This window comes from Aeromonas sp. SER, assembly GCF_038739615.1.
Classification (GTDB): Bacteria; Pseudomonadota; Gammaproteobacteria; order Enterobacterales; family Aeromonadaceae; genus Aeromonas; species Aeromonas jandaei.
In genome coordinates this window covers 425765-450122 of sequence record NZ_JBCGFC010000002.1, presented here as the reverse complement: position 1 = coordinate 450122, position 24358 = coordinate 425765, and the positions used below count along the sequence as shown (strand labels likewise).

General features: G+C 57.7%; 22 protein-coding genes. 17 read left to right on the top strand and 5 right to left on the bottom strand.

Annotated elements, in window-relative coordinates:
• The first annotated feature begins 61 nt into the window (after positions 1-61).
• From AAHA41_RS04965 to AAHA41_RS04930, 8 genes are all read left to right on the top strand, one after another.
• Positions 62-616 carry a DUF3305 domain-containing protein gene (locus AAHA41_RS04965; RefSeq protein WP_323070076.1) on the top strand — a complete coding sequence of 185 codons (555 nt, stop codon included), beginning with the start codon at positions 62-64 and terminating at the stop codon, positions 614-616.
• Positions 609-1208: a DUF3306 domain-containing protein gene (locus AAHA41_RS04960; protein ID WP_323070075.1), complete on the top strand. Its 600-nt coding sequence runs from the start codon at positions 609-611 to the stop codon at positions 1206-1208. Before AAHA41_RS04965 ends, AAHA41_RS04960 begins: the two co-directional genes overlap by 8 nt.
• A 103-nt stretch (positions 1209-1311) precedes the next feature.
• Entirely contained in the window at positions 1312-3060 is a 1749-nt protein-coding gene (locus tag AAHA41_RS04955; RefSeq protein WP_323070074.1) for a 4Fe-4S dicluster domain-containing protein, read from the top strand.
• A gap of 10 nt (positions 3061-3070) precedes the next feature.
• Positions 3071-3688, top strand: coding sequence for a molecular chaperone TorD family protein (locus tag AAHA41_RS04950; protein ID WP_323070073.1), 618 nt, complete (start codon positions 3071-3073; stop codon positions 3686-3688).
• Between the two features lie 101 nt (positions 3689-3789).
• Entirely contained in the window at positions 3790-3993 is a 204-nt protein-coding gene (locus AAHA41_RS04945; protein ID WP_323070072.1) for a transcriptional initiation protein Tat, read from the top strand.
• A gap of 23 nt (positions 3994-4016) precedes the next feature.
• Complete coding sequence (locus tag AAHA41_RS04940; protein WP_323070070.1) at positions 4017-6893, top strand: formate dehydrogenase subunit alpha; 2877 nt, start codon at positions 4017-4019, stop codon at positions 6891-6893.
• 4 nt (positions 6894-6897) lie between these two features.
• Positions 6898-7524: a formate dehydrogenase FDH3 subunit beta gene (fdh3B, locus tag AAHA41_RS04935; protein ID WP_005334799.1), complete on the top strand. Its 627-nt coding sequence runs from the start codon at positions 6898-6900 to the stop codon at positions 7522-7524.
• A complete protein-coding gene (locus tag AAHA41_RS04930; protein ID WP_005334792.1) occupies positions 7521-8492 on the top strand; it encodes a formate dehydrogenase subunit gamma in 972 nt (323 codons plus the stop codon). The genes fdh3B and AAHA41_RS04930 overlap by 4 nt, the downstream gene beginning before the upstream one ends.
• Positions 8493-8564: 72 nt before the next feature.
• On the opposite strand, the gene AAHA41_RS04925 is transcribed toward AAHA41_RS04930, so the two are convergent.
• Positions 8565-9764, bottom strand: a complete 1200-nt coding sequence (locus AAHA41_RS04925) for a hybrid sensor histidine kinase/response regulator (protein WP_323070069.1) — start codon at positions 9762-9764, stop codon at positions 8565-8567.
• A gap of 195 nt (positions 9765-9959) precedes the next feature.
• Between AAHA41_RS04925 and AAHA41_RS04920 the strand changes: the two genes are divergently transcribed.
• A complete protein-coding gene (locus AAHA41_RS04920) occupies positions 9960-11675 on the top strand; it encodes an NAD-dependent malic enzyme (RefSeq protein WP_323070067.1) in 1716 nt (571 codons plus the stop codon).
• A gap of 84 nt (positions 11676-11759) precedes the next feature.
• Here the strand turns inward: AAHA41_RS04920 and AAHA41_RS04915 are convergent, their stop codons facing one another.
• Both AAHA41_RS04915 and AAHA41_RS04910 read right to left on the bottom strand, forming a co-directional pair.
• Positions 11760-12101: an RT0821/Lpp0805 family surface protein gene (locus tag AAHA41_RS04915; RefSeq protein WP_201966689.1), complete on the bottom strand. Its 342-nt coding sequence runs from the start codon at positions 12099-12101 to the stop codon at positions 11760-11762.
• Entirely contained in the window at positions 12098-13372 is a 1275-nt protein-coding gene (locus tag AAHA41_RS04910; protein ID WP_323070065.1) for a hypothetical protein, read from the bottom strand. The genes AAHA41_RS04915 and AAHA41_RS04910 overlap by 4 nt, the downstream gene beginning before the upstream one ends.
• Positions 13373-13676: 304 nt before the next feature.
• On the opposite strand from AAHA41_RS04910, the gene AAHA41_RS04905 reads away from it, so the two are divergent.
• The 5 genes from AAHA41_RS04905 (at position 13677) to AAHA41_RS04885 (ending at position 19314) form a co-directional block, all read left to right on the top strand.
• Positions 13677-14915 carry a uracil-xanthine permease family protein gene (locus AAHA41_RS04905; protein ID WP_041208933.1) on the top strand — a complete coding sequence of 413 codons (1239 nt, stop codon included), beginning with the start codon at positions 13677-13679 and terminating at the stop codon, positions 14913-14915.
• Positions 14916-15448: 533 nt separating this feature from the next.
• Positions 15449-16180, top strand: coding sequence for a transporter substrate-binding domain-containing protein (locus AAHA41_RS04900; RefSeq protein ID WP_042031631.1), 732 nt, complete (start codon positions 15449-15451; stop codon positions 16178-16180).
• Between the two features lie 40 nt (positions 16181-16220).
• Positions 16221-17747, top strand: coding sequence for a methyl-accepting chemotaxis protein (locus AAHA41_RS04895; RefSeq protein ID WP_323070063.1), 1527 nt, complete (start codon positions 16221-16223; stop codon positions 17745-17747).
• Positions 17748-18005: 258 nt separating this feature from the next.
• Entirely contained in the window at positions 18006-18806 is an 801-nt protein-coding gene (locus AAHA41_RS04890) for a winged helix-turn-helix domain-containing protein (RefSeq protein WP_323070062.1), read from the top strand.
• A gap of 10 nt (positions 18807-18816) precedes the next feature.
• Entirely contained in the window at positions 18817-19314 is a 498-nt protein-coding gene (locus AAHA41_RS04885; RefSeq protein ID WP_323070061.1) for a hypothetical protein, read from the top strand.
• Here AAHA41_RS04885 and AAHA41_RS04880 read toward each other — a convergent pair.
• Entirely contained in the window at positions 19311-19727 is a 417-nt protein-coding gene (locus AAHA41_RS04880) for a GNAT family N-acetyltransferase (protein ID WP_323070060.1), read from the bottom strand. The genes AAHA41_RS04885 and AAHA41_RS04880 overlap by 4 nt on opposite strands.
• Before the next feature lie 158 nt (positions 19728-19885).
• Between AAHA41_RS04880 and AAHA41_RS04875 the strand changes: the two genes are divergently transcribed.
• Positions 19886-20386: an SRPBCC domain-containing protein gene (locus tag AAHA41_RS04875; protein ID WP_041208927.1), complete on the top strand. Its 501-nt coding sequence runs from the start codon at positions 19886-19888 to the stop codon at positions 20384-20386.
• Between the two features lie 196 nt (positions 20387-20582).
• Here AAHA41_RS04875 and glk read toward each other — a convergent pair whose 3' ends face one another.
• Entirely contained in the window at positions 20583-21599 is a 1017-nt protein-coding gene (glk, locus tag AAHA41_RS04870) for a glucokinase (RefSeq protein WP_104014188.1), read from the bottom strand.
• Positions 21600-21895: 296 nt separating this feature from the next.
• On the opposite strand from glk, the gene AAHA41_RS04865 reads away from it, so the two are divergent.
• Positions 21896-22750 carry a MurR/RpiR family transcriptional regulator gene (locus AAHA41_RS04865; protein ID WP_005334759.1) on the top strand — a complete coding sequence of 285 codons (855 nt, stop codon included), beginning with the start codon at positions 21896-21898 and terminating at the stop codon, positions 22748-22750.
• 162 nt (positions 22751-22912) lie between these two features.
• On the top strand, positions 22913-24352 hold the full coding sequence (gene pyk, locus AAHA41_RS04860) for a pyruvate kinase (protein WP_033114470.1): 1440 nt from the start codon (positions 22913-22915) through the stop codon (positions 24350-24352).
• Positions 24353-24358 lie beyond the last annotated feature (6 nt).

Below are 24358 nucleotides of genomic sequence, written 5' to 3'. Positions count from 1 at the left end.
GCCGTGATCCGCACCGAACGGGGTGGATCACGGGGGAGGGCGGCCCGGCAGAGACCTTCTGATGGGAGCCGTGACAGTGCAAGAGACAACCAATACCTTGCCCCCGCAGCGCTGGCTGCAACTGGAGTTAAAGGCCATCGACAGCCAGGTTGGCCGCTGGCAGAGCCGCCGTTTCGAGATTGCGGCGCTCCATCCTGCCGAACCCGAGGCCGCCGGTGCCTTGCCCCTTACCCTGTTTCGCGATGAGCGGGGGGATTATCGCTTCAATTTGAGCTCCGGCTCGCCCCGCCTGTTTGTCACCGGAAGCCGCGTGGACAGTGGCTTTGTGGCCGATGGCCTCACCCTGAGCCAGACCGTGGCCGCCGCCTATATGGATGGCGAGCGGCAGGTGCTCTCCTGTCCGCTGCCCGAGGCGCTGCAAGCCTGGGTGGAGGCCTTTATCGGCCGCCACGGCGAGCTGCTGGAGGCCCGTCGCAAGGGCAAAAAGGGCAAGGGACGGGCGCAGGATCAGCTCGGTGTCGATACGGTAGATCAAGCCAGCTGCGGCGCCGTCAAAGCCACCGGCCCCGATGGCCGTGAGCGTGGCAGTGACAGCGGAAATAGCGCCCATGAGTGAGTTCCTCAAGCGCTGGTCGTCGCGCAAGAGTGAGGCGCGCAAGCATCAGGCATTGCAGCCGAGGGAAGAGGTTATCCCCGAGGCAGTTGCCGCCCCCATCGAAGGCAATGGCGAAGCTGAAAATCCAGATACTGCGCTGGATAGCCCCGTAGTCAGCACTGACAAGGGGAGCAGGGAACCCCTTGCCGTTGAGGGGGGTGAGAGTGGCGAACCTCCGCTGAAAACGGCTCAGCCGGGCAAGGCCAAACTCCCCGACAGGGAGGCGCTGCGGGCCATGTTTCGCAGCCACAAGCCGGATGGGCTCGACGACTACACCCAGGATTTCAGCCAGCCCGAATTGCTGCCTGCGGCCCTGACCGCCGGGCTGCGCAACTGGCTGGTAGATCAGGTAACCGCCCCGGACAGCGAATCGGCCAATCCGCCAACCGGATCCGCTGAACCGGTTGCGCTTGCCAGCGAACCTGCCGCCGAGCCGCATGGACTGGCTGATAACCATTCTCAAACCCACATCGACGATCGGGACATTTTGGTTTCCTCTGGTGGACAAAATGTCCCAACCAAAGGTGGGGGAATGGAACCCTCAGGATCCTGACTCCCTGTCAGTCACTTTTTTTCCGGGGGAGTTGGCTCGGCTCTTGCTCTCTCGGCTTACCAACAAGCGCCCATCCCATGAGGTGGCGCGCGCAGGAGTGTATGTGAGCACTGAACAAACATTGCCAAATCTGAGCCCAAATCTGGCCTCCAATCTTGCCCATGGGGCGGGGGCGGCCGCGCATAACACGCGCGCTCGCGCCTATGCCCTGCAGCATACGGTCAAGACCGACAACCTGATCCCGGCCACTGTCTCTTACCAGAGTCAGGGGCGCCTGCTGCTGGTCGGCCCGGAAGATCGCATTCGCCGCGCTGCCAGCCTGCTGCCCGCCGGGGTGAAGCCCACCCTGCTGGTGAGCGAAGCGGTCCACGATGCCGAGGCGGCAGATCTCGAAACCATTTTTGATGCCACCGCATCCCTCGCGGCCCTGACCCTGCGCGAACCGGGCCTGACAGGGTATCTCGGCCAGTTCCAGCTTACCGGCCTCAATGGTCAGGGTGAGCGGGTTAATCTGGCGGCGCTCTGTTTTCCACAACAAGCGGCTGCTGTCAGTGAACAGCCACGCTTTGATCTGGTGGCCGATCTGGGCCGCGTCCCGCTCTTTGCGCTGGAGCGCCCGCCGGTGGGTTATCTGCATCTGGCTGATGACGATGGGCTGGCCGAACGGCTTGCCGAGCTCTGTGCGCTGACCGGTATTTTCGACAAACCACGCTATTTTCGCCTCGACCCCGAGGCGTGCGCCTTTACCGCCCGCGGCGTGCCCGGTTGCAGCCGCTGCCTCGATGTCTGCCCGACCGATGCCCTCAAGCCCATCAATGGTCGCATCCAGATCGATCACCATCTCTGTCAGGGCTTTGGCAGCTGCGCCTCTGCCTGTCCGACCGGGGCGATTGCCTATCATCAGCCCGATGCCAACACCAGCGGCGACTACCTGCTGCGATTGCTCAAGCACTACCGGGAGGCGGGGGGGGAAGCGCCGCAACTGCTGATCGCCGGCGAAAACGAGCGCGAATGGGTGGAAACGGAACTCATACGACTGCCCGCCAACTGGCTGCCGGTCTGGGTGGAGGAGAGCGCGAGTTTGGGCATCGAGAGCTGGTTTGCCGCCCTTGCTTATGGCGCCAGCGCGGTGCGCATTGTGCTGGGTGACGATGCCCCCGAGAGCGTCCGTGCTCTGGTTGAGCGGGAGCTGGCGAGCGCCGCCGTGCTGCTGGCGGGCGCGGGTCTTGCTGCCGATCGCATCGCCCTGTTTAACGTTGATGCCGAACAAGATAAGCCGATCTCCTGCGAGCCGGCCCTTGCCCTGCTGGAGAAGCCGCTGAAAGGGGATAAACGGGAAAATCTGTTTGCCGCCTTCGATGCCCTCTGGCAGGCCAACGAAGGGCGCCGCGAGCCGCTGGTTGTGCCCCACGGCGCCCCTTACGGCAGTGTGGAACTCAAAGAGTCTGACTGCACCCTCTGCATGGGCTGCGTGGCGGTCTGCCCGAGCCGCGCCCTGCATGCGGTTGGGCACACGCCCGGCCTCAACTTTATTGAGCAGGATTGCATCCAGTGCGGCATGTGCGAAAAGGCGTGCCCCGAGCAGGCCATCGTGCTGATGCCCCGCCTGCAACCCGTGCCCGAGGCGCGCCGCGCCGTGCAGAGCCTGAAAGCCGAAGAGGCTGCCTGCTGCATTCGCTGTGGCAAGCCGTTCGCGCCGGCCTCGATGATCCGCCGTATCCAGCAAAAACTGGCCGGTCACTCCCACTTCCAGAACGAGGCCGCCCAGCGGCTGCTGATGTGCGAGGAGTGCCGGGTCAAGGATGTGTTTGCGGCGCTGGCGGCGGATCCCGTCTCCCAGCTCAAGGTGTGAGGGGCCAGTGATGAGTGAACAACATAACGAAAAGGCTGGCGAACTGACCATGACCGAACTGGAACAGAGCAGCGCCGATCTCTACGCCCTGCTGGCAAGCCTCTGGCGCGCCGCCCCCCGTGGTGAACAGCTCGCCTGGCTGCAAGGGTTGCAGGTTATGCCGGGCCCCTTTGCCAGAGGGCTGGGGCTGGTGCAGCTTGCGGCCAGCAGCCACCACGAAAACGAGCTTGCCGAGGAGTATCAGGATCTCTTTATCGGGCTGGGGCGCGGGGAGATCGTGCCGTTTGCCTCCTGGTATCTCACCGGCTCTTTGATGGAGCTGCCGCTGGCGGTGCTGCGTGCAGATCTCCAGTCGCTCGGTTTCGAGCGCCAGAGCGGAGTGTGCGAGCCGGAAGATCATCTCGCCGCCCTCTGTGAGGTGATGGCGGTACTGATTGGCGAGCAGCACCCGGATCGCAACCGCTTCTATGAGCGCCACCTTGCCCCTTGGGTACTCGCCTGCTGCCGCGATCAGCAACAGGCGAAGGGGGGTAGCTTCTACCGGGCGGTCGGCGCCCTTGCCGAAGATTTCTTCAAGTTGGAAAACGAATTGCGCCTGCCGTTTGGCGCCTGCGTGGTGACGGGCTGAATTCCTCTATCCACTCACAACAAAACGAACAGACGAGATATTCCATTGGACGCGAAGCTGGCGCACAGGCGCCAGCAAGAACAACAACAGAGGTCACAAGAATGAGCGATGAACAGCTGAAAGACCCGTCCCGCCGCAATCTGATCAAGGGAATTGGCGTGGTCGCCACCATAGGCGTGCTGGCCGGTGCTGCCGGTCGGGTGGTGAGCAAAGAGGCGCTGACCCACGATACCAAGCCTGATCAGTGCTATCGGGAGACCCCCCATGTTCACGACTTTTATCGCACCCTGCGCGGCACCGACTGAGCCGGATCAGTGAAGGAGAATTCATGAAACTGACAAAACGTGCCGAGCAGCCCCAGGCGGGCGAGCAGGGCAATGAGGCCATTCGCGGTCAGGGGCTGACCCGTCGCGCCTTTATGGTCAACTCGGGTCTGGTGGCCGGTGGCGCCGTGGCCGCCGGTTGGCTGGCACCTGCCATGATGCAGCGGGCCGAGGCCAAAACTGTGGCGGCCGAGGTGCCGGTCGAGGTTAAGCGCACCATCTGTTCCCACTGCTCGGTGGGCTGCGGCGTCTATGCCGAGGTGCAAAACGGCGTCTGGACCGGCCAGGAGCCGGCATTCGATCACCCCTTCAACCTTGGTGGTCACTGCGCCAAGGGGGCGGCCCTGCGCGAGCATGGCCACGGTGAGCGTCGCCTCAAGTACCCGATGAAGCTGGTGGGCGGCAAGTGGCAGCGTATCAGCTGGGATCAGGCCATCGAAGAGGTGGGCAACGAAGTGCTGCGCCTGCGCAAGGAGTCCGGCCCCGACAGCGTCTACTGGCTCGGCTCCGCCAAGCACTCCAACGAGCAGGCCTACCTGTTTCGCAAGATGGCGTCCCTGTGGGGCACCAACAACGTGGATCACCAGGCGCGGATCTGTCACTCCACCACGGTGGCTGGGGTAGCCAACACCTGGGGCTACGGCGCCATGACCAACAGCCTGAACGATATGCACAACAGCAAGTCGATCATGTTCATCGGCTCCAACCCGGCGGAGGCCCACCCGGTCGCCATGCAGCACATCCTGCTGGCAAAAGAGCGCAACGGCTGCAAGATCCTGGTGGTCGACCCGCGTCGCACCCGCACCGCCGCCAAGGCGGACATGTACCTCTCATTGCGTCCGGGCACCGACGTCGCCTTTATCTGGGGCATGCTCTGGCACATCTTCAAGAACGGCTGGGAAGACAAGGAGTTCATCCGCACCCGCGTCTACGGCATGGACGAGGTGCAAAAAGAGGTGGCGCGCTGGACTCCGGCCGAAGTGGAGCGGGTGACTGGCCTCAACGAGCAGCAGGTCCATGGCGCCGCCAAACTGCTGGCCGACAACCGCCCCGGCTGCGTGGTCTGGTGCATGGGCGGTACCCAGCACACCACCGGCAACAACAACACCCGCGCCTACTGCATCCTCGAACTGGCCCTCGGCAATGTGGGCAAGAGCGGGGCGGGCACCAACATCTTCCGTGGTCACGACAACGTGCAGGGGGCCACCGACTTTGGCGTCACCTCCGATTCCCTGCCCGGTTACTACGGGCTGGAAGAGGGCTCCTGGAAGCACTGGGCCCGGGTGTGGGATGTCGATTACGAGTGGATCAAGGCCCGTTTCGACAACAAGGCCTACAACGGCAAGTTGCCGATGAACAACAACGGCATTCCGGTCTCACGCTGGGTGGACGGGGTGCTGGAGAACGCCGATCTCATCGAGCAGGGTTCCAACATCCGCGCCATGTTCTACTGGGGCCATGCGGTCAACTCCCAGACCCGCGGCCCGGAAATGAAGAAGGCGATGCAAAAGCTCGACATGATGGTGATTGTCGACCCGTATCCCACCGTCGCCTCGGTGATGAACGATCGCACCGACGGCGTCTACCTGCTGCCGGCCACCACCCAGTTCGAGACCTATGGTTCCGTCACCGCCACCAACCGCTCCATGCAGTGGCGTGACAAGGTGATAGAACCCCTGTTCGAATCCAAGGTCGATCACGAGATCATGTATCTCCTGAGCAAGAAGCTCGGCTTTGCCGACCAGCTATTCAAGCACATCAAGGTTGAGAATAACCAGCCACTGCTGGAAGACATCACCCGCGAATATAACCGCGGCATGTGGAGCGTGGGTTACACCGGCCAGAGCCCGGAGCGGCTCAAGGCGCACCAGCAGAACTGGCACACCTTCCACAAGACCAACCTCAAGGCCGAAGGTGGCCCGGTCAGTGGCGAAGTGTACGGTCTGCCGTGGCCCTGCTGGGGCACCCCTGAGATGAAACACCCCGGCAGCCACATCCTCTACGACACCAGCATTCCGGTCTCGGAAGGGGGCGGCGGTTTCCGCGCCCGTTTCGGCATCGAGTATCAGGGCGTCTCGCTGCTGGCCGAAGACTCCTGGCCGAAGGGGAGCGAAGTGGAAGACGGCTATCCCGAGATCACTGCCGACCTGATGAAGCAGCTTGGCTGGTGGGATGATCTGACCGAGGCCGAGAAGAAAGAGGCCGAGGGCAAGAACTGGAAGACCGATCTCTCCGGCGGTATCCAGCGGGTCGCCATCAAGCACGGCTTTGTGCCCTATGGCAACGCCAAGGCGCGCTGCGTGGTGTGGACCTTCCCGGATCAGGTGCCCAAGCACCGCGAGCCGCTCTACACCCCGCGCCGGGATCTGCTGGCCGACTACGCCACCTGGCCCGATGCCAAGAGCCTGTGGCGCCTGCCGACCCAGTACGCCTCGGTGCAGGAGAAGGACGTCAGCAAGGAGTTCCCGATCATCCTCACCTCGGGCCGTCTGGTCGAATACGAGGGGGGCGGCGACGAGACCCGCTCCAACCCCTGGTTGGCTGAATTGCAGCAGGAGATGTTCGTCGAGATGAATCCGGCGGATGCCAACGATGTCGGCGTGCGCGACGGTCAGGATGTGTGGGTCGAGGGGCCGGAAGGGGGCCGGGTCAAGGTGAAGGCGCTGGTGACCCCGCGGGTCAAACCGGGGCTCGCCTTTATGCCGTTCCACTTCGGCGGCCACTTCGAGGGCAAGGATCTGCGCGCCAAATATCCGGAAGGGTCAGACCCCTATGTGCTGGGGGAGTCGGTCAACATAGTCACTACCTATGGTTATGACCCGGTCACCCAGATGCAGGAGACCAAGGTCACCCTGTGCCGTTTTCGCAAAGTAGGAGCCTGATCCCATGGCCAGAATGAAATTCATGTGTGACACCAAGCGCTGCATCGAGTGCAACGGCTGTGTGACGGCGTGCAAGAACGAGAACGACGATGCCCTCGAGTGGGGCATCCAGCGCCGCCGGGTGGTGACCCTTAACGACGGCCTGCCGGGGGAGACCTCCATCTCGGTCGCCTGCATGCACTGCACCGATGCTCCCTGCATGGCGGTCTGCCCGGCCGACTGCTTCTATCACACCGACGACGGCATCGTGCTGCACAACAAGGATCTCTGTATCGGTTGTGGCTACTGTCTGTTTGCCTGCCCGTTCGGGGCCCCCCAGTTCCCGAAGACCGCCGCCTTTGGCGATCGGGGCAAGATGGACAAGTGCACCTTCTGCGCCGGTGGCCCGGAAGAGGATCACAGCGAGGCGGAGCGTCAGAAGTACGGTGCCAACCGTATCGCCGAGGGCAAGCTGCCCATGTGTGCCGAGCTCTGCTCCACCAAGGCGCTGCTGGCGGGGGATGCGCAGGTGATCTCCGATATCTTCCGCGAGCGGGTCGCCTATCGCGGCGCCAAGGATGCAGCCTGGGGTAACGGCGATGAGCTGTTTCACGATGCCAGCAAGCTGAACAAGCAGGGAGGGGCGGCATGAAAACCTGGCTAATGGCCCTGTTTGCTGCCCTGCTGCTGGTGAGTACCGCAAGTTTCGCCGATGCCGAGAAAGAGGCGGTCGGCTTTGCCGGCGCCGATTATTGGCGGGCGGTGAAGGATGGGCAGGAGGGGGTGACCACTTCCCGCTCGCCGGAGCACGGGGTGCTGATCTCGGTGCCGGGCCAGCTCTGGTTCGAGGTGAAGACCAAGTGGGTGTCGCCACTCGGTGCCATCGCCATTTTCGGGTCGCTCGCCATGTGTGGCCTGATGTATCTGGTGGTGGGGCAGACCAAGCTCTCCAAACCGCGCACCGGGCGCAAGCTCAAGCGCTGGAGTCGGCTCGATCGGGCGCTGCACTGGACCACGGCGGCCATGTTCCTGACCCTCTCCGGGTCTGGGCTGGCCATCATCTACGGCAAGTACTTCATCAAGCCGGTGGTGAGCCTCGGGGTGTGGGAGAACTGGATCTGGTTTGCCAAGGTGTTCCACAACTATGTGGGGCCGCTCTTCTTCCTCTGCCTGATGGGGGTACTCATCAAGTGGTTCCGCCACAACATCGTCAATATGGTGGATGTGCAGTGGTTCATGAAGTTTGGCGGCATGCTCGGCAAGCATAAGGGAAGTCACCCCTCGGCGGGCTTCTCCAACGGCGGCGAGAAGGCGATCTTCTGGCTACTGATCTGGTTTGGCGGCATTGTGGTGGCGACCGGGTTGTTCCTCGACTTCCCCATCTTCGGCCAGCTGCGCCGCCAGATGGAGTGGGCCAGCTTTATCCATATCGTAGGCGCCTTGATCCTTATCTGCGGTTTTATCTTCCATATCTACATGGGCCTGTTCCAACTGGAAGGGGCGCTGGAGGGGATGGTGACCGGCGAGGTGGACGAGACCTGGGCCAAGGAGCACCACGACCTCTGGTATGAAGAGGTGAAACACACCCTCGATGAGCCCAAGGCGGGCAAATCAAGCTGATGGTCGACAAAGAGTAAAGAGAAGGGGCGCTGAGGCGCCCCTTTTTATGTTCAATTTTCTCCGAATGCTGGCTTAGGCCACCGGCTTGAGTGGCAGGTGGATCTCGTAGCGCAATCCCTCGCCCGGCGGGCTGGTGACGTTGACCGAACCGCGCAAGTTGTTCTCCACCAGATTGTGGATCCGGCAGGCGCTAAGCCCGCAGTGGCTGGTGTTGCCGCGCAGGGTGGTGAAGAAGGGTTCAAACAGGCGGGGCAGTTTATCTGGCGGCATGCCGGGGCCCGAGTCCTGATAGGTGAGCAGCAACGACTCCTCATTCTGAGCGACGTGGATAGTGAAGCTGTGCTCCCCGTTGCCGTGAAAGGCGTGGTCCATGCTGTTTTTCAACAGCTCCTGCAACAGGTCGACGAAGAGCGTTTCGGGGGCGGTCAGGGTGACTTCGCTCCCCTCAAGGCAGGGGATGACTCTGGCAATCTGCAGCTCGGCGGCGAATGCCTGCAACATATGCTCGGCACACTTCTTCACTGCGAAGGGGCGCGCCTCCTGTTCATTCTGGTCGCGGGTCAGCTCCTTGAAGCGGGTGATGAGCAGGGCGACCCGGCGCAGGCTCGATTCCACCAGTTCGGTGCCCTCCTTGATATCGGTCAGTTGCTGGTTGAGCAGGCGCTGACCCAGTACCCCGTTTTTTACCGCGTTGGCCAGCAGATCGCCGGCGCCCTGAATCAGGCTGGAGGCGGTGATGCCAACCCCGACCGGGGTGTTGATTTCGTGGGCGATGCCGGCGGTGAGCTGAAACAGGCTCTGATAGAGCTGCACCTTGGCTTGCTGGCGACCAAGCTCGCGCAGGCGCAGCTGGTTTTGCACCCGGGCCAGTACCTCGAGCTGATGGAACGGCTTGGAGACATAGTCGCAGCCGCCCGCCTGAAAGGCCTGCTCAAGGGCGCTGATCTCGCTGTTGGCGCTGATGAAGATGACAGGCAAGCCCCAGTGCCCCTGTTGCTGCTTGATACGGCGGCACGCCTCGTAGCCATCCATCACCGGCATGTTGATGTCCATCAGGATCAGGTCGGGAGTTGCTTGCGCTACAGCAGCAACGGCCTGCTGGCCATCCTCCGCTTCCCGCACCTGATAGCCCTCATCTTCGAGCAGGCTGCGCAGGATATAGCGGTTGGAGGCCATATCATCGACGACAAGAATGTTGTGTATGGTGTTGGTGCCTGGCATACCGGTTGGCGCTTCCATGCAGTGGGTCTGATGTTCAGCATAGTTCTTCATTAACCGCAGCGTGGTCTGATGCCGTCGCCATTGGTGCGGAAAATGGATGTGTTTGAGCCACGTTTGGACATCTTTTTGGCCGCAGGGTATGGCCAAGCTCACAAAACCGAACGACTAAACGTCATATGATTGATTTCATTATGAGTCTTGCTCTCCTGCCGAACGGCAACTTCACGTAAATCAAAGAGAATGACTATGGCTACCGGACAATATCTGCTGTGGAAAGATGCACAGGGACAGGATTTTCGCCCCGTTGCACTGACAGGCACTGATCTGCTCAACAATCGTTATCTCAACAAGGGCACTGCCTTTACTGAACAGGAGCGTGCCGATTTCGATCTCGATGGCTTGCTGCCTCCTCAGGTGCAAACCTTCGAAGCCCAGCTGGATCGGGTTTATGAAGGCTTCAAGAGCGCGAGCAGCGATATCGAGAAATACCAGAACCTGCGCGCGCTGCAGGATCGCAACGAGACCCTCTTCTATGCCCTGTTGTCTCGCCATGTGGAGGAGATGACGCCATATATCTATACCCCGACCGTCGGCAAGGCGTGTCAGGAGTTCAGCCATCGCTTCCAGAAGCCGCGCGGCCTCTACATTACCCCGGACAACGTGGATGACATGGGCAGCCAGGCTCGCCACTTCGATGCCAAATCGATCCGCATCATTGTTGTGACCGACAGCCAGGGGATTTTGGGGATCGGCGACCAGGGTGTTGGCGGCATGGGTATTCCCATCGGCAAGTTGGCGCTCTATACCTTGGGGGCGGGCATCCATCCGGCCTGCTGCATGCCGATTGCGCTGGATGTCGGCACCGACAACCAGAAACTGCTGGATGATCCCATGTACCTCGGTCGCCCGCACAAGCGGATCCGCGGTAAGGAGTATGAGGAGTTCATCGACAAGTTTGTGCAGGGGGTCAAGCGCCACTTCCCCAATGCAGTGCTGCAGTGGGAGGATTTCAGCAAATCCAACGCTTTCAACAATCTGGCCCGCTATCAACAGTCACTGCCATCGTTCAACGACGATATTCAGGGTACGGGGGCCGTGGTGCTGGCGGGTATCATAGGGGCTGTCAAGGTCAAGGGGGAGACGCTGGGCCAGCAGAACTATCTGGTCTATGGCGCTGGCGCCGGTGGGGTCGGCGTGGCGGATCAAATTTGCGCGGGGATGATCCGCGAGGGAATGGATCCGCAGGCCGCGCGGGATCGCATCTACATCCTGGATACTCAGGGACTGGTGTGTGACAACCGCGAGGGGCTCGACGAGTACAAGCGCCGCTACGCCAAGCCGGGCCTGCTGCTGGCGGGCTGGGATACCGAGGTGCCCGGCAAGGCCAATCTGGCCGATGTGCTGCGTCATGTGCCCATTACCGTGTTGCTGGGTACCAGCGGCTCGGGCGGTGCCTTCCAGGAAGAACACATCCAGCTGATGCTGCAGCATTGCGAGCGCCCCATGGTGTTCCCGCTCTCCAACCCGACCGCCAACTGCGAAGCCTTGCCGGAAGATATTTACAACTGGAGCCAAGGCAAGGCCATCGTCGCGACCGGCAGTCCGTTCAAGGATGTGAATTATGACGGGCAGGATTTTCGGGTCGGGCAGGGCAACAACGTCTTTATCTTCCCTGGAGTGGGTCTGGCGGCCATCGTCAGCCAGATCCGCGAGATCACACCCGATGTCTTCACTACCGCCGCCTTTGCGCTGGCTGAGTGCGTGAGTGAGGTGGACCTGGCTAAAGGGGCCGTTTATCCCCGCATTCGCGAGCTGCGCAGCATCTCGGTGCATGTGGCCACCGCCGTGCTCAAGGATATCGTGCGTCGGGATCCCTCCCACCCGCTGATCGGTCAGGATTTGCAGCAGCATATCCTCAACCACATGTGGGAGCCGGCCTACCTGCCTTATCGTCGGGTATAACCGCGTATCCACCACCCGGATAACGGGTCGGCCAAAATGACAAGGGGGTAGCACTGCTACCCCCTTCTTTTATCCCATCACGTACTAAGTGCGTAGTGGCCGCCAGCTCCCTTGCTGATTGCGGCAGGCGGTATCCTGCCACTGCTGGCTGGCCTTGCCGATATAGAGTTGCTCACTATAGTCGCGACACCACTCTCCGTTGGTATGGCGGAAGGTGCGCAGCGGGGTGACGCTACCCGAGTGACGGTTGGCCGGATTGAACCAGGTGAGGCTCTGCCCTTTGGTGCGGGTTTCCAGCGCCTTGGCGAGTGCCTGATTGGCCAGTTGAACATCTGCCTTATCCATTTGATGGTAAAGCGGCTGGGTGTCGACCGTGGTGCAGCCAGCGAGGCCGAGCAGGAGGAGTGTTAGCAGATAACGCATTATGGTTGCCCCTGTTGGCGAAAACCGTTGTTGAGCAGCGCACGCTCCTGCTCATCGGTAAGCACTTGCTGGCGATCATCGACGGTGCCATCGCCCCTGAGCTTGTTGCCGTTGGCATCGACGGTATCCACACCGTTATCATCGACCGTACCATCGCCCCTGAGCTTGTTGCCGTTGGCATCGACGGTATCCACACCGTTATCATCGACCGTACCATCGCCTCTGAGTTTGTTGCCGTTGGCATCGACGGCGTCTACGCCGTTATCATCGACCGTGCCATCGCCTCTGAGTTTGTTGCCATTGGCATCGACGGTATCTACGCCGTTATCATCGACGGCATCTACACCGTTGTCATCAAGCCCGTTGCCAAGGCCGCGACCACCGGCATGAAGGTCTCCTCCGCCATGCAACTCGCCACCAGCATGGCGCTCTTCACCCGTATGTTGGTCTCCTCCTGCGTGTTCACCACCTCCATGTTCACTGCCACCTCCACTATTTTCGCTACCACCTCCTCCGTGGTCACCGCCACCACCGCTATTGTCGCTACCACCGCCTCCGTGGTCACCGCCACCGCCGCTATTGTCGTTACCACCGCCTCCGTGGTCACTGCCACCGCCGCTATTGTCGTTACCACCGCCTCCGTGGTCGCTGCCACCCCCATTACCATCCTTGTTATGCACGATTAATGAATTGGCTATATAGCTATGGGTACCATTAAGAACCAGGTTGAACAGCTCGGTGGTAGGCGGAGCGTCAATCCAGTAGATGGATTCCACCAGCAGCTCAACCGGTTGCGGTGCCAATGCCAGGTTGCCAGTGTTAGCGGCGGCCGACCATCCCAGTAGTCGCATGCCGGTAAAGAGGGGCAATACAATCAATGTCGGGTTTTCGGCACGAGTCATGGCTGGTGAGATAGCAGCCCAACCGCGAGTGGTCAGGAATGGGTGTTCGCCGGTAAAGAAAGGAGGTAGTTGGTTGATGCCATAGAGTCTGCGATCACCCAAGAGCACACGCTCTACCGCCAAGATCTGGTTGGTATGGCCATATTGATCCAGAACTCGTTCACCTGCTTGCAATGTCTCTATGAGACGTTCGCTACCATCGGCCATGGTGATGCGGGTGCCAGCAACGAAGCAGGACTCGGCATATGCCTTGGTCACCTGCCACTCTTGATGGGCAAAGTCATAGCTAAACGGGTTGGCAAATAGGGCTAATGCAATGGCAGAACCAATCAGGAGCCTGCGTTGTGTCGGTTTGAAAGGGGGTTTTGGCATGGAGGACTCCTTGTCCATTTTGAACCATGTGGTCAAGTATAGAGCTGTGCTCGGCGACCTTGAGCGGAGACCTGTAAAGCAAACATGATGGAAAAACGATTGGCGTTTGCCACAAAAGTACGTAAAATCGCATACTCGATGCTTGTAGCAACGAATCCCGCCTAAAAAGCCTGTTTCATGCCCTCCCCAAGCAGTAAAACGTAATTTGTGATGCCAAGATGCTCACTTTTTACCTTGAAAGCGTCTTTCGATAACTGAAAAGTGTCAAATATCCCTATCAGTTATCAAAAAATTAAGGACATCCATGTTTTCCCTAGTCAAGCAAAGTGTCGCCGGGCTGCAGATCCTGTTTGTTGCCTTCGGTGCCATGGTTCTGGTACCTCTGCTCACCGGACTGAACCCCTCCATGGCCCTGCTTGGCGCCGGTGTAGGCACCCTGTTGTTCCAGCTCTGTACCCGCCGCCAAGTGCCCATTTTTCTGGGCTCCAGCTTCGCTTTCATTGCTCCCATCATCTATGCCACCCAGACCTGGGGCTTGCCGTCCACCATGTTCGGTCTGTTTGCTGCCGGTTTCATGTATTTCATTCTGGCTGCGCTGATCCGGGCGAAAGGGATGGGATTTGTCCATAAATTGCTGCCGCCGGTGGTGATTGGCCCGGTGATCATGGTGATTGGTCTCTCTGTGGCTCAGGTGGCCTGCAACATGGCGATGGGGCGTGCCGGTGGCGAGCAGGTTGTTCCCGCATCAACCGCGCTGACGCTGGCCGGTATTTCGCTGGCGGTGACCCTGATTGCGGCGGTGTTCTGCAAGGGGTGGATCAAGCTGATCCCCATCCTGTGTGGCGTGATTGCCGGTTATGTCTCTGCCGTACTGATGGGACAGGTTAACTTCGATGGTCTGATCAACACCCCTTGGCTGGCGTTGCCTCACTTTGAAACCCCTGAGGTCAACTGGGCCGCAGCGCTGTTCATGCTGCCGGTGGCGATTGCTCCCTGTATCGAGCATATCGGTGGCGTGCTCGCCATTGGTGGTGTGACTGGTCAGGACTACACCAAAAATCCGGGTCTGCACCGTACTCTGGCCGGTGACGGTATCGGCGTCTGCTTCGCTGGTCTGATCGGTGGCCCTCCCGTCACCACCTATGCAGAAGTAACCGGCGCAGTAATGATCACCCGCAACTTCAATCCGGTTACCATGACCTGGGCTGCGGTATTTGCCATCATTCTGGCCTTCTTTGGCAAGTTCAATGCGCTGCTCACCTCCATCCCGATGCCGGTGATGGGCGGTATCATGTTGCTGCTGTTCGGATCCATCGCTGCCATCGGTCTCAAGACGCTGGTCGAATCCAAAGTGGATCTGGGATTGTCGCGCAATATAGCCATCGTGGCCGTAACCCTGACCGTGGGTGTCGGTGCGCTGGAGATGAAGATCGGTGACTTCGCCTTGGCTGGTGTTGGTCTGGCTTCAGTCGCAGCTATCCTGCTCAACCTGATCCTGCCAGCCCACTCCGAAGAGGGGGTTATGGACTCCGCCAAGGATTGATTTTTGCCAGACGTCTCAAGCGGATAAGCATAAAGCCACCTCATGGTGGCTTTATGCTTTCTCTTTTTTGTCATGGATCAAGGATTGCCTCGCCAGCGACTTTATGTCGCTGCACCTATTTGACGGATCTCTCTTCGTGGCCTTAGCTAAAGGACAGGTTTGGCTCTAAGGCAGTCTTGAGCAGGGACGAGAAAATGGATGTTGGTGTTCTCACTCATTCTTTCCTGATCACGTGTTGGCACCTTATCAAGGTGCCTTCGTATATCACATCAAGGTTGGATGCATTTCACGTCGTAACTCATCCACGGTTACTTGCCTCTATCTCTTTCATTGCCATTTGGCCACAGATTTTGTTCGAGCCACATTGCTCCAAATGGTGGCTTGCTAACACCATTCGAATCTGTTTGCTGCTGCGTATCTGATTCGCGGGTAGCGAGCCGTGGAAACCGGCACGGCCCGAGTTCGGGCCATACAGCCCAGCCATTGATGACGGCGGGGGTTTGGGGATGAATGGTAAACAAAGCGAGGTCGCAATGAACTATCAATTGTTGTGGAAAGGTGCCCTGTTTTCAGTCTCTTCCGTGCTGGCGTTGGGAGCGGCACAGGCTGCGCCGCTAAACGTGATGACTGAGGATTACCCACCGTTCAACATGCAAGGGGAAGGGGGTAAGATTGTAGGCCTCTCAACCGAGGTTGTTGAAGAGCTGTTCAAGCGCGCGGGAGTTGAATACAAGATTACCCTGATGCCATGGAAACGGGCTTATGAAGATACCCTCAGTACCCCCAACACCGCGCTCTATTCCACGACTCGCACGCCGGAACGTGAAACTCTGTTCAAATGGGTTGGCCCCTTGGTCAACAATAACTGGGTCTTCTTCTCCAGCTCCACTGCCAATATTTCGATCAAGTCGCTGGACGATGCCAAACAGTATTCAGTCGGTGGCTATAACGGGGATGCTGCTGCCGAGTATCTGAAAGCACAGGGTTTTTCCAAGTTGCAGCTGGCCGCCAACGATACGGCAAACGTGAAAAAACTGGAGGCCGGGCGTATCGACCTGTGGGCAACAGGTCAGTATCTGGCTCCCTATCTGGCGAACAAGGAGAAGGCAGCCAATCCCAAACCGGTGTTTGTGTTCAAAGAGACCCAGATGAGTTTGGCGTTCAACAAAGATACCCCTGATGAGCTTATTAAAAAGTTGAATGAAATCCTGGCAGCCATGAAAGCAGATGGCACCATCGAGAAGATCAACGCCAAGTACCAGTAAGTCTTACTGCTCGGGCTGCCGTTAATACCGGGAGGAAGCCATGGATTGGAAAAGTCTGAAATTCAGGATCGCCGTGCTGACCTCCCTGTCGGTGAGTCTGCTGTTGGTGTTGTTTGGGGGGTACAATTACAGTGCCTCCAGGGCGGAGAGCTACAGCAAACAAGCGCAGCTGGTGGACCAGGCCATCAGCCGGCTGCAGCTCTCTTTGCCCGGACCTTTGTGGAACTACGAGTCTTCATTTATCGAGGCATCGCTCAAGTCTGAGCTGGCTGCCGACATGCTGAGTGCTTTGCTGGTGGTCAGCAAAGACAAGTTGGTAGCCGGTTTCTCTCGTGATGAGGCGGGGTCGATTGCACCGATCAGTACAATCCCCGCTGATATCAGCACATACAGTGGTCATGATCTGGTTTATGACGACAGCGGCCAAAAGACGACGGTTGCCCGCTTGTTGGTGCATACCAGCGATGCCGCTATTCAGGCACACCTGCGGCAGCAACTGATTACCACTGTTTGGCAGATTGTGGTGCTTGATATCTGCATCATCGCCTTGCTGATGGTTCTGATACATCGCAATGTGCTGCGACCGCTCAACCAGATGAATCAAGCCGTGTTCGATTTGGCCCAAGGAGATGGTGACCTGACCCAGCGTTTGAAAATCAACCGTCAGGATGAGATGGGTACGCTTGCTATCAACATCAACCACTTTATTGCCAAGCTGCAGGAGATGGTGGCGGAGATTAACGAGTTGTCGGCCGGGGTACTGCAAACGGCAGAGCGGTGTGACTATTTGTCTGCTGATACCCGCAGTGGTAGCGATGCTCAGCAATCCGAACTGGATCAGGTTGCAACGGCTATCACCGAGATGAGCCAGGCAGTGCAGGAAGTAGCAGGGAATGCCGTGAAAACCTCTACGGCGACCGATGAGGCCAATCTTTATGTAGAGCAGGGATATAGTCTGGCAGGTCATGCCAATGAGGCGATCAGACAGCTGGTGGGTGAAGTGGAACGGGTTGCGACACTGATGCGTTCTTTGTCTACCGAGAGCAACAGCATCGGCAATATTATTGAGGTAATCAACGGCATTGCCGAACAAACCAATCTTCTTGCGCTCAATGCAGCTATCGAGGCTGCGAGAGCCGGGGACCAAGGGCGAGGTTTTGCCGTTGTAGCCGATGAGGTGAGGACGCTGTCCGGGCGTACTCGCCAGTCAACGGAAGAGATCAGCGCCAGCATTAAGCGTTTGCAACAGGCTACCCAGAATGTGGGGGCCGGGATGCAACAGAGTCAGGATAGAGCGTCACAGGCTGGCGCTGAAGCTGCTGATGTGCAGATGTCGGTTGAGAAGATAAAGAATCAGGTCAGCCTGATCCGCGAGATGAACATGTATATTGCGCAGGCTTCGGAGGAGCAACATTCGGTTGCCGAGGCGGTGAGCCACAGCGTCAACCGGATTGCGACACTCAATAGTGAAAATGCTGGAAGAGTTGCCCAGGTTGCCGAAGCAAGCAGCGATCTGCGTCAGTTATCAGCCCAGCTGGACAAATTGTTGAAGCAGTTTAGGGTCTGAAACGGTTCTCTTTATGACATACCAAACAACGGATTCATCCTGCCTGTTCCCCCGGTCTGGCCGGGGGAACCTTTGAAAGGTGATACAGTTAGATACTGCCCTGATTTTCCCGTCGTACACTTCTCTCGCTCCTATTGTGAAGCAGATCCTTACCCATTAGAATTTCCCGCGATGGCAGGCCGTTTTCGGAGCTGTTTGATTCTATCTGGATGTGGATTCCGGTTTGCTTGACGATGAAGAAAATAGCAAGGGGTTGATATGACGGGCGTTGCGACAGGCAATAACATATCAACCTACCATTTTGGTGATTATGTTTTTGATGTTAAAAGGCGGGAGCTGGTTTTTTGTGCGGAGTCAGATGCTGCACAAACCAGTAAGACAGCCCGGTTTTCATCGGCAGAGTCTCTCATCTTCTGCTATTTACTGGATCATCCCGATGAAGTGTGTGACAAGGATTTACTGCTGGATATTGGTTGGCAAGGGCGTCCTATCAGCCCCAATTCATTGAACGTAGCCATTGCCAATATCCGTCGCCACTTCGCCCTGACTCCCCAGATCCTCGATATAAAAAGTACGCCTAAAAAGGGTTATTCCTTGCACCTTAATTGCAAGGTCATTGTGGGATATGGCTATCAGGAACCCGAAAATGTTGTCACTGACCCATATCCCATATCGGATGAGATAATTGCTGCATCCTCCCATCTTACGTCTCCTGAAACAGCCTCTTCATCAGGTGATAAGGTAGTTGCCCCCACAGCAGCCGAGGCAACATCCCTCATGCAACGTATCAAGTTTGCAATGCTGCGTCGTTTGGAACGGCCGATGTTGGCAAAAACCTTGACCTATATAAATATTGCTTTTGTCTTGTTATTGCTTTCTGTTGCCAGTTATTTGCATTTTGAATGGCTCCACGTCAGCTGTGGCGAGGGCCCTTCAGGGCTTGTTTGTCAGATGGAAGCCAAGAGCGAAGTGCCTGTCACCAAGCCTGACTCTCTGGTTCTGATCTCGGGCCATCAGGTGCGTATTTTTTCCTACCAAGAGTTAGAACAAACGCCTTAAGGGATGGCTGATGAAACGAACGTTGAAAAATGCCTTGCTGTTTCTACCGCTGTCCTTGGTACTGCTTTTTGTCGCGGGGATGTTCATCAATAGCCTGGGATGTCATTACGAACTTCGAATGTCTGCAAATGGCGTCAATTATCATGGGGTATGTCGTTGGGGCAAGATCACCGTGATTGAGGAGGAGGTGTCCACCAAGGAGAAATGGCGGATAACCGGATTTCAACTCACGTTGTTTGACCAGCTGGTATATCTCATCGACAGCAGGGTACAGCTCCACGAGTCTGGCAAGGACGACTCATATCTGAACGAATACAATCTCATTCAGTCCCAGTACGCATTGGTTAACTATGCTTGGGTGCCGTTGACGGAAAGCAAGGTGGCGATTTTTCAGCGAGATCCGGTACACGAGGTTGTGATTGCGCAGCGTGATGGCTGGTTTGATCTCTACCGCTGGTTCTTTCCTCCAGTACCATTATTGCCACGCAAAGGGCAGAGTGAAGGTTAAGCCTTGATTAGCATGCACCAGGGGCCAGTAAGATCGCAGTGACCTCTCTCTTCGGTCTCTATCCAGCCAAGCCGGTGATAAAACGCAACTGCTGCAGTATTGCGTGTGGCGACTTTAAGTGATCCCGAGCCTGTAGCAAGGCCCTTTTCAAGCAGGGCTCGTCCAATCCCGTGGCCATGCCAGTCTGTCGAAACATAAAGATGGTGGACAAAATTATCGGGTTTCCAGATTGCAATAAAGCCGCAGATATTTCCTCCATGTTCGGCAATCCATATTTCCTCTCCTGCTGTTTGTTGCTCAAAATCATCGAGCTGGAACCTGGCTGGTTCTACCCAATGAAACGTGTCTCTGCGACTTTTCAGGAAGATCTGGGCTAGTTGGGGAATATCTTTTTGTTCCATTACGCGGATCATTGTGACCTCCCTGGTCAGGCTGTGGCACATCATATGTGCCTGGTTTTTTGTTGTTCAGAAGTAAATGACAAGGACGTGATTAAGCTCTGTCTATTGTCATGAGCATGGGGCTATACTGCCGAAGTCCCCTGTATGGATGGCTTGAGGCTCGCTGATTTATGGACAATAAACAGATTGAAGGCAACATCTTTGTTCCGGCTCATATAGACGATGTCTGGCATGCCTGGACAACAGAGAGTGGCCTGCGCAGTTTTCTGGCGCCCGAGTGTTTGATGGTGGCCGAACCGAATGGCCCGTTCGAAATCTACTTCAGACCGGATGCTCCGCTTGGGGAGCGAGGCAGTGAAGGATGCCGGGTGATGGCTGTGATGCCCTATGACCTGCTCAGTTTCAGCTGGAATTTCCCTCCCTCTTTCCCGCACATTCGCCAGCAAAAGACCCAGGTTTGTCTTCGCTTTGTACCGGAAGGGCAGGGTACCCGTCTCTATTTCCTGCAAACCGGTTGGGCCAATGATCCAGACTGGGATCAGGGCTACGCCTATTTCCGGGAAGAGTGGCTGGAGACCAGCTTGCCGCGGCTGCAGTACCGTTTTACTCACGGCCCTATCGACTGGAGTAATCCACCTGACAAGGCGCAGTTGAAGTCGCTGGCGCAGTAATTTGAAGATAAAAAAAACCGGCCAGAGGGCCGGTTGAAACAGTTCAGGCTTGTCAGGTGACAAACGTATCCAGTGGATGAAAGTGGTTTCCACTCCTTGTGAATTCCAGCTCTCTTGGTTACGTGCCGACACTATATGTCCGGATCACTGAATTGAGGCTGAACCATGGATCATTCAGCCCCATTCTCGCCTTGGATCAGATGGCCATCCCCATCGATTGACGCAAGTAGGCGCCAGCGCCAAGCAGCCCCGGGCCCTCATGGGTGATGAGGAAAACCGGGATCTCCTTGAGATAGGCTTTGAAGCGGCCTTTGTCCTCAAACGCCACTCGAAAACCCGAGTTGATAAAGAACTCCTTGAAGCGCGGCACTATGCCGCCGGCGATATAGACGCCGCCGAACGTGCCCATATTGAGGGCCAGGTTACCGGCAAAGCGACCCATCAACACGCAGAAGAGGCTCAGGGTACGGCGGCAATCGAGGCAGGATCCGGCCAATGCCCGTTCGGTGATCGCTTTGGGTTCAAGAGCTTCAGGTTCACGCCCGTCTGATTTGACCAGCCCGCGATAGAGATTGACCAGGCCCGGACCAGAGAGAAAGCGTTCGGCCGAGACATGGCCGAGTTCGCCGCGCATCACCTGCAAAACGGCATCTTCTTCTTCATTGTTGGCTGCAAAATCCACATGACCGCCTTCACCCGGCAGGCTGAGCCACTGCTCGCCTGCTTTCACCAGATGTGCCACACCAAGCCCGGTGCCTGCACCATAGATGGCGATAGGTTTTCCGGCAACGGGGGCTGCACCACCCAGCTGGATACGCTCTTCCTCAGCCAGTACCGGTACTGCCATGGAGACGGCGGTGAAGTCGTTGATCACCTGCAGACGGCCAAGGCCAAGGTTGGCCTGCATCTCGCTGATTGAGAACTCCCAGCTATGGTTGGTCATGGCGACCCAGTCACCGTGGATGGGACAGGCAATCGCGATACAGGCTTCATTGACTTGAGCCTTGTGTTCTTCCAGATAAAGGCGGACGACCGCTTCCAGAGATGGGTGCTCCAGACCTGAGTAAGTCTTGGCTTGAGAGATAGCGCCGGTGGCCAGTTCGCACAAGGCCAGGCGAGCATTGGTTCCGCCGACATCGCCGACCAGTGCATGGGTATGCTGCATAACAACTCCTTCGTTACAAGGTGTGGACGACCAGTGGCGCCCCGACATTATTATTTGCCGCCAATTCTAACCGAGCCAAAGCGATGGTCGTCTGTTGGAGACGCACAAACGTGCGCCCGCTCACAGTGTTGTTGCTTTGCAACATTTGTAAGCGGTTTCAATCGGCAGTGACATTTTGTAACGAAAAGAACGAAATAATTAGAGATGAGTCATACTTTGTATTGTGGGTGTTAGTTGCGTTAACCGCTTGTCTTGTATAGTCATCAGGTTGATTGGAAACCTGCTTAGCCGTAAATTGAGTGCAAAGACACTGAAGCTAAATTACAAAATGCCTGGTGGTGATGATGAATACCCTTGATAAAATTACAAACAACTTGGAAAGTTTCAGTAAATCAGAGCGCAAGGTCGCTGAAGTGATTTTGGCATCCCCACAGACGGCTATTCACTCCAGTATCGCCGCCCTGGCCAAGATGGCCGATGTCAGCGAGCCGACCGTCAACCGCTTTTGCCGTCGCCTTGACACCAAAGGATTCCCTGATTTTAAACTGCATCTGGCACAGAGCCTGGCCAATGGCACCCCTTATGTGAATCGTCATGTAGAAGCGGAAGATGGTCCGGATACCTATACCGCCAAGATCTTCGAATCCACCATGGCTTGTCTTGATGCAGCCAAAAACAGTCTGGATATTTCCGCCATCAATCGTTGTGTCGATATTCTGACCCAGTCCAAGAAGATCAGCTTCTTTGGCCTTGGCGCCTCCTCCGCTGTGGCCCGCGATGCCCAGAACAAGTTTTTCCGCTTCAACATTCCGGTGGTGAGCTTTGACGACATCGTCATGATGCGGATGAGCTGCATCAACAGCAGCGAAGGGGACGTGGTAGTGCTCATCTCCCATACCGGCCGCACCAAGGCGCTGGTGGAAATTGCTGCGCTGGCTCGTGAGAACGACGCCACCGTCATCGGCATGACCGCCAAAGACTCCCCACTGGCGCGCGAGTGCAATCTGGTGCTCTCCATGGATGTGCCGGAAGATACCGACGTCTATATGCCGATGGCATCCCGCATCGCCCAGCTGGCGTTGGTTGATGTGCTGGCAACCGGTTTTACCCTGCGCCGGGGAATGAAATTTCGCGAAAACCTGAAGAAGGTTAAAGAGGGACTGCGCGAATCCCGCTTTGAAACCCCGCACTCTTCCTGAATGGTTGGGGGCTTTGCCCCCGACTGTCTATGCCACCCGCCTTGGTGTAGTATTGTAATTTAGTAACAAAAGCCACCCAGAGGGCTTGCAAACGGGTGCATCGAGCCATTGGCTTGATGGGGCAGAATCTCAACTCGTATCAACTTCATATCGGAGTCTTTCATGCCTAGACGTACAAAGATTGTAACCACACTCGGTCCTGCCACCGACCGCGAAGGGATCCTCGAAGGGATCATCCGCGCCGGTGCCGACATGGTGCGGATGAACTTCTCTCACGGCACTCCTGAAGATCACATCCTGCGCGCCAATCAGGTGCGTGAAATTGCTGCCAAGCTGGGCCGTCACGTTGCCATCATGGGTGACCTGCAGGGGCCGAAAATCCGCGTTTCCACTTTCAAAGATGGCAAGATCTATCTGGCTATCGGTGACAAATTCGTGCTGGATGCGGCCCTTGGCAAAGGGGAAGGTTGTCAGGAGCAGGTTGGTATCGACTACAAGAGCCTGCCAAACGATGTTGTGCCTGGCGATATCCTGTTGCTGGATGATGGCCGTGTGCAGCTGAAAGTAGAGAGCGTCGAAGGCACCCGTATTCTGACCACTGTCACTGTGGCTGGCCCGCTCTCCAATAACAAGGGCATCAACAAGAAAGGGGGCGGTCTCTCAGCGCCGGCGCTGACCGAGAAGGACAAGGAAGATATCAAGACTGCCGCCCGTATGAACGTGGACTATCTGGCGGTCTCCTTCCCCCGTTGCGGCGATGACCTGCGCTACGCCCGCGAGCTGGCCCGCGAAGCCGGTTCCAACGCCAAGATCGTGGCCAAGGTTGAGCGCGCCGAGACTGTCGCCACTGACGAAGCGATGGAAGACATTATCCTCGGATCCGACGCCGTCATGGTCGCCCGTGGCGATCTGGGTGTCGAGATCGGTGATCCCGAGCTGGTCGGCGTACAGAAGAAGCTGATCCGCTTCTCCCGTCGTCTGAACCGGGTGGTGATCACCGCGACCCAAATGATGGAGTCGATGATCAATGCGCCGCTGCCGACCCGTGCCGAAGTGATGGACGTGGCTAACGCCGTGCTGGATGGTACCGATGCCGTGATGCTCTCTGCCGAGACCGCTGCCGGTCAGTTCCCCATCGAGACCGTGACCTCCATGGCCAGTGTCTGTGTCGGTGCCGAGAAGCATCCGAGCCTGAACGTCTCCAACCACCGCATGAACTACACCTTCACCTCCGTGGAAGAAGCGGTAGCCATGTCGACCATGTACGCGGCCAACCATCTGGAAGGTGTCAAGGCGATTGTGGCGCTGACCGAATCCGGTACCACCCCGCTGCTGATGTCCCGTATCAGCTCCGGTTTGCCGATCTTCGCCATGTCTCCGCACAACAAGACCCTGGCCTGGACCAACCTCTACCGCGGCGTCACACCTGTGCTGTTTGACGGCGACGAGACCAAGCCGGTCTATGAAGTGTGCCGCGATGCGCTGGATGTCCTGAAAGCCAAAGGTCTGCTGCAGAGCGGTGACATGGTGTTGCTGACCCACGGTGACAAGATGGAGACTGTCGGCAGTACCAACACCTGCAAGGTGATGATGGTCGAATAAGCGGTT

What these genes read in the sequence shown, in the direction of transcription:
- glk (WP_104014188.1), bottom strand. Translation starts at nt 21,599, where the DNA reads ATGTCGGGGCGCCACTGGTCGTCCACACCTTGTAACGAAGGAGTTGTT.
- pyk (WP_033114470.1), top strand. Translation starts at nt 22,913, where the DNA reads ATGCCTAGACGTACAAAGATTGTAACCACACTCGGTCCTGCCACCGAC.
- AAHA41_RS04875 (WP_041208927.1), top strand. Translation starts at nt 19,886, where the DNA reads ATGGACAATAAACAGATTGAAGGCAACATCTTTGTTCCGGCTCATATA.
- AAHA41_RS04945 (WP_323070072.1), top strand. Translation starts at nt 3,790, where the DNA reads ATGAGCGATGAACAGCTGAAAGACCCGTCCCGCCGCAATCTGATCAAG.
- AAHA41_RS04960 (WP_323070075.1), top strand. Translation starts at nt 609, where the DNA reads ATGAGTGAGTTCCTCAAGCGCTGGTCGTCGCGCAAGAGTGAGGCGCGC.
- AAHA41_RS04930 (WP_005334792.1), top strand. Translation starts at nt 7,521, where the DNA reads ATGAAAACCTGGCTAATGGCCCTGTTTGCTGCCCTGCTGCTGGTGAGT.
- AAHA41_RS04925 (WP_323070069.1), bottom strand. Translation starts at nt 9,764, where the DNA reads ATGAAGAACTATGCTGAACATCAGACCCACTGCATGGAAGCGCCAACC.
- AAHA41_RS04950 (WP_323070073.1), top strand. Translation starts at nt 3,071, where the DNA reads ATGAGTGAACAACATAACGAAAAGGCTGGCGAACTGACCATGACCGAA.
- AAHA41_RS04865 (WP_005334759.1), top strand. Translation starts at nt 21,896, where the DNA reads ATGAATACCCTTGATAAAATTACAAACAACTTGGAAAGTTTCAGTAAA.
- AAHA41_RS04900 (WP_042031631.1), top strand. Translation starts at nt 15,449, where the DNA reads ATGAACTATCAATTGTTGTGGAAAGGTGCCCTGTTTTCAGTCTCTTCC.
- AAHA41_RS04940 (WP_323070070.1), top strand. Translation starts at nt 4,017, where the DNA reads ATGAAACTGACAAAACGTGCCGAGCAGCCCCAGGCGGGCGAGCAGGGC.
- AAHA41_RS04880 (WP_323070060.1), bottom strand. Translation starts at nt 19,727, where the DNA reads ATGATCCGCGTAATGGAACAAAAAGATATTCCCCAACTAGCCCAGATC.
- AAHA41_RS04910 (WP_323070065.1), bottom strand. Translation starts at nt 13,372, where the DNA reads ATGCCAAAACCCCCTTTCAAACCGACACAACGCAGGCTCCTGATTGGT.
- AAHA41_RS04920 (WP_323070067.1), top strand. Translation starts at nt 9,960, where the DNA reads ATGGCTACCGGACAATATCTGCTGTGGAAAGATGCACAGGGACAGGAT.
- AAHA41_RS04905 (WP_041208933.1), top strand. Translation starts at nt 13,677, where the DNA reads ATGTTTTCCCTAGTCAAGCAAAGTGTCGCCGGGCTGCAGATCCTGTTT.
- AAHA41_RS04885 (WP_323070061.1), top strand. Translation starts at nt 18,817, where the DNA reads ATGAAACGAACGTTGAAAAATGCCTTGCTGTTTCTACCGCTGTCCTTG.
- AAHA41_RS04895 (WP_323070063.1), top strand. Translation starts at nt 16,221, where the DNA reads ATGGATTGGAAAAGTCTGAAATTCAGGATCGCCGTGCTGACCTCCCTG.
- AAHA41_RS04890 (WP_323070062.1), top strand. Translation starts at nt 18,006, where the DNA reads ATGACGGGCGTTGCGACAGGCAATAACATATCAACCTACCATTTTGGT.
- fdh3B (WP_005334799.1), top strand. Translation starts at nt 6,898, where the DNA reads ATGGCCAGAATGAAATTCATGTGTGACACCAAGCGCTGCATCGAGTGC.
- AAHA41_RS04965 (WP_323070076.1), top strand. Translation starts at nt 62, where the DNA reads ATGGGAGCCGTGACAGTGCAAGAGACAACCAATACCTTGCCCCCGCAG.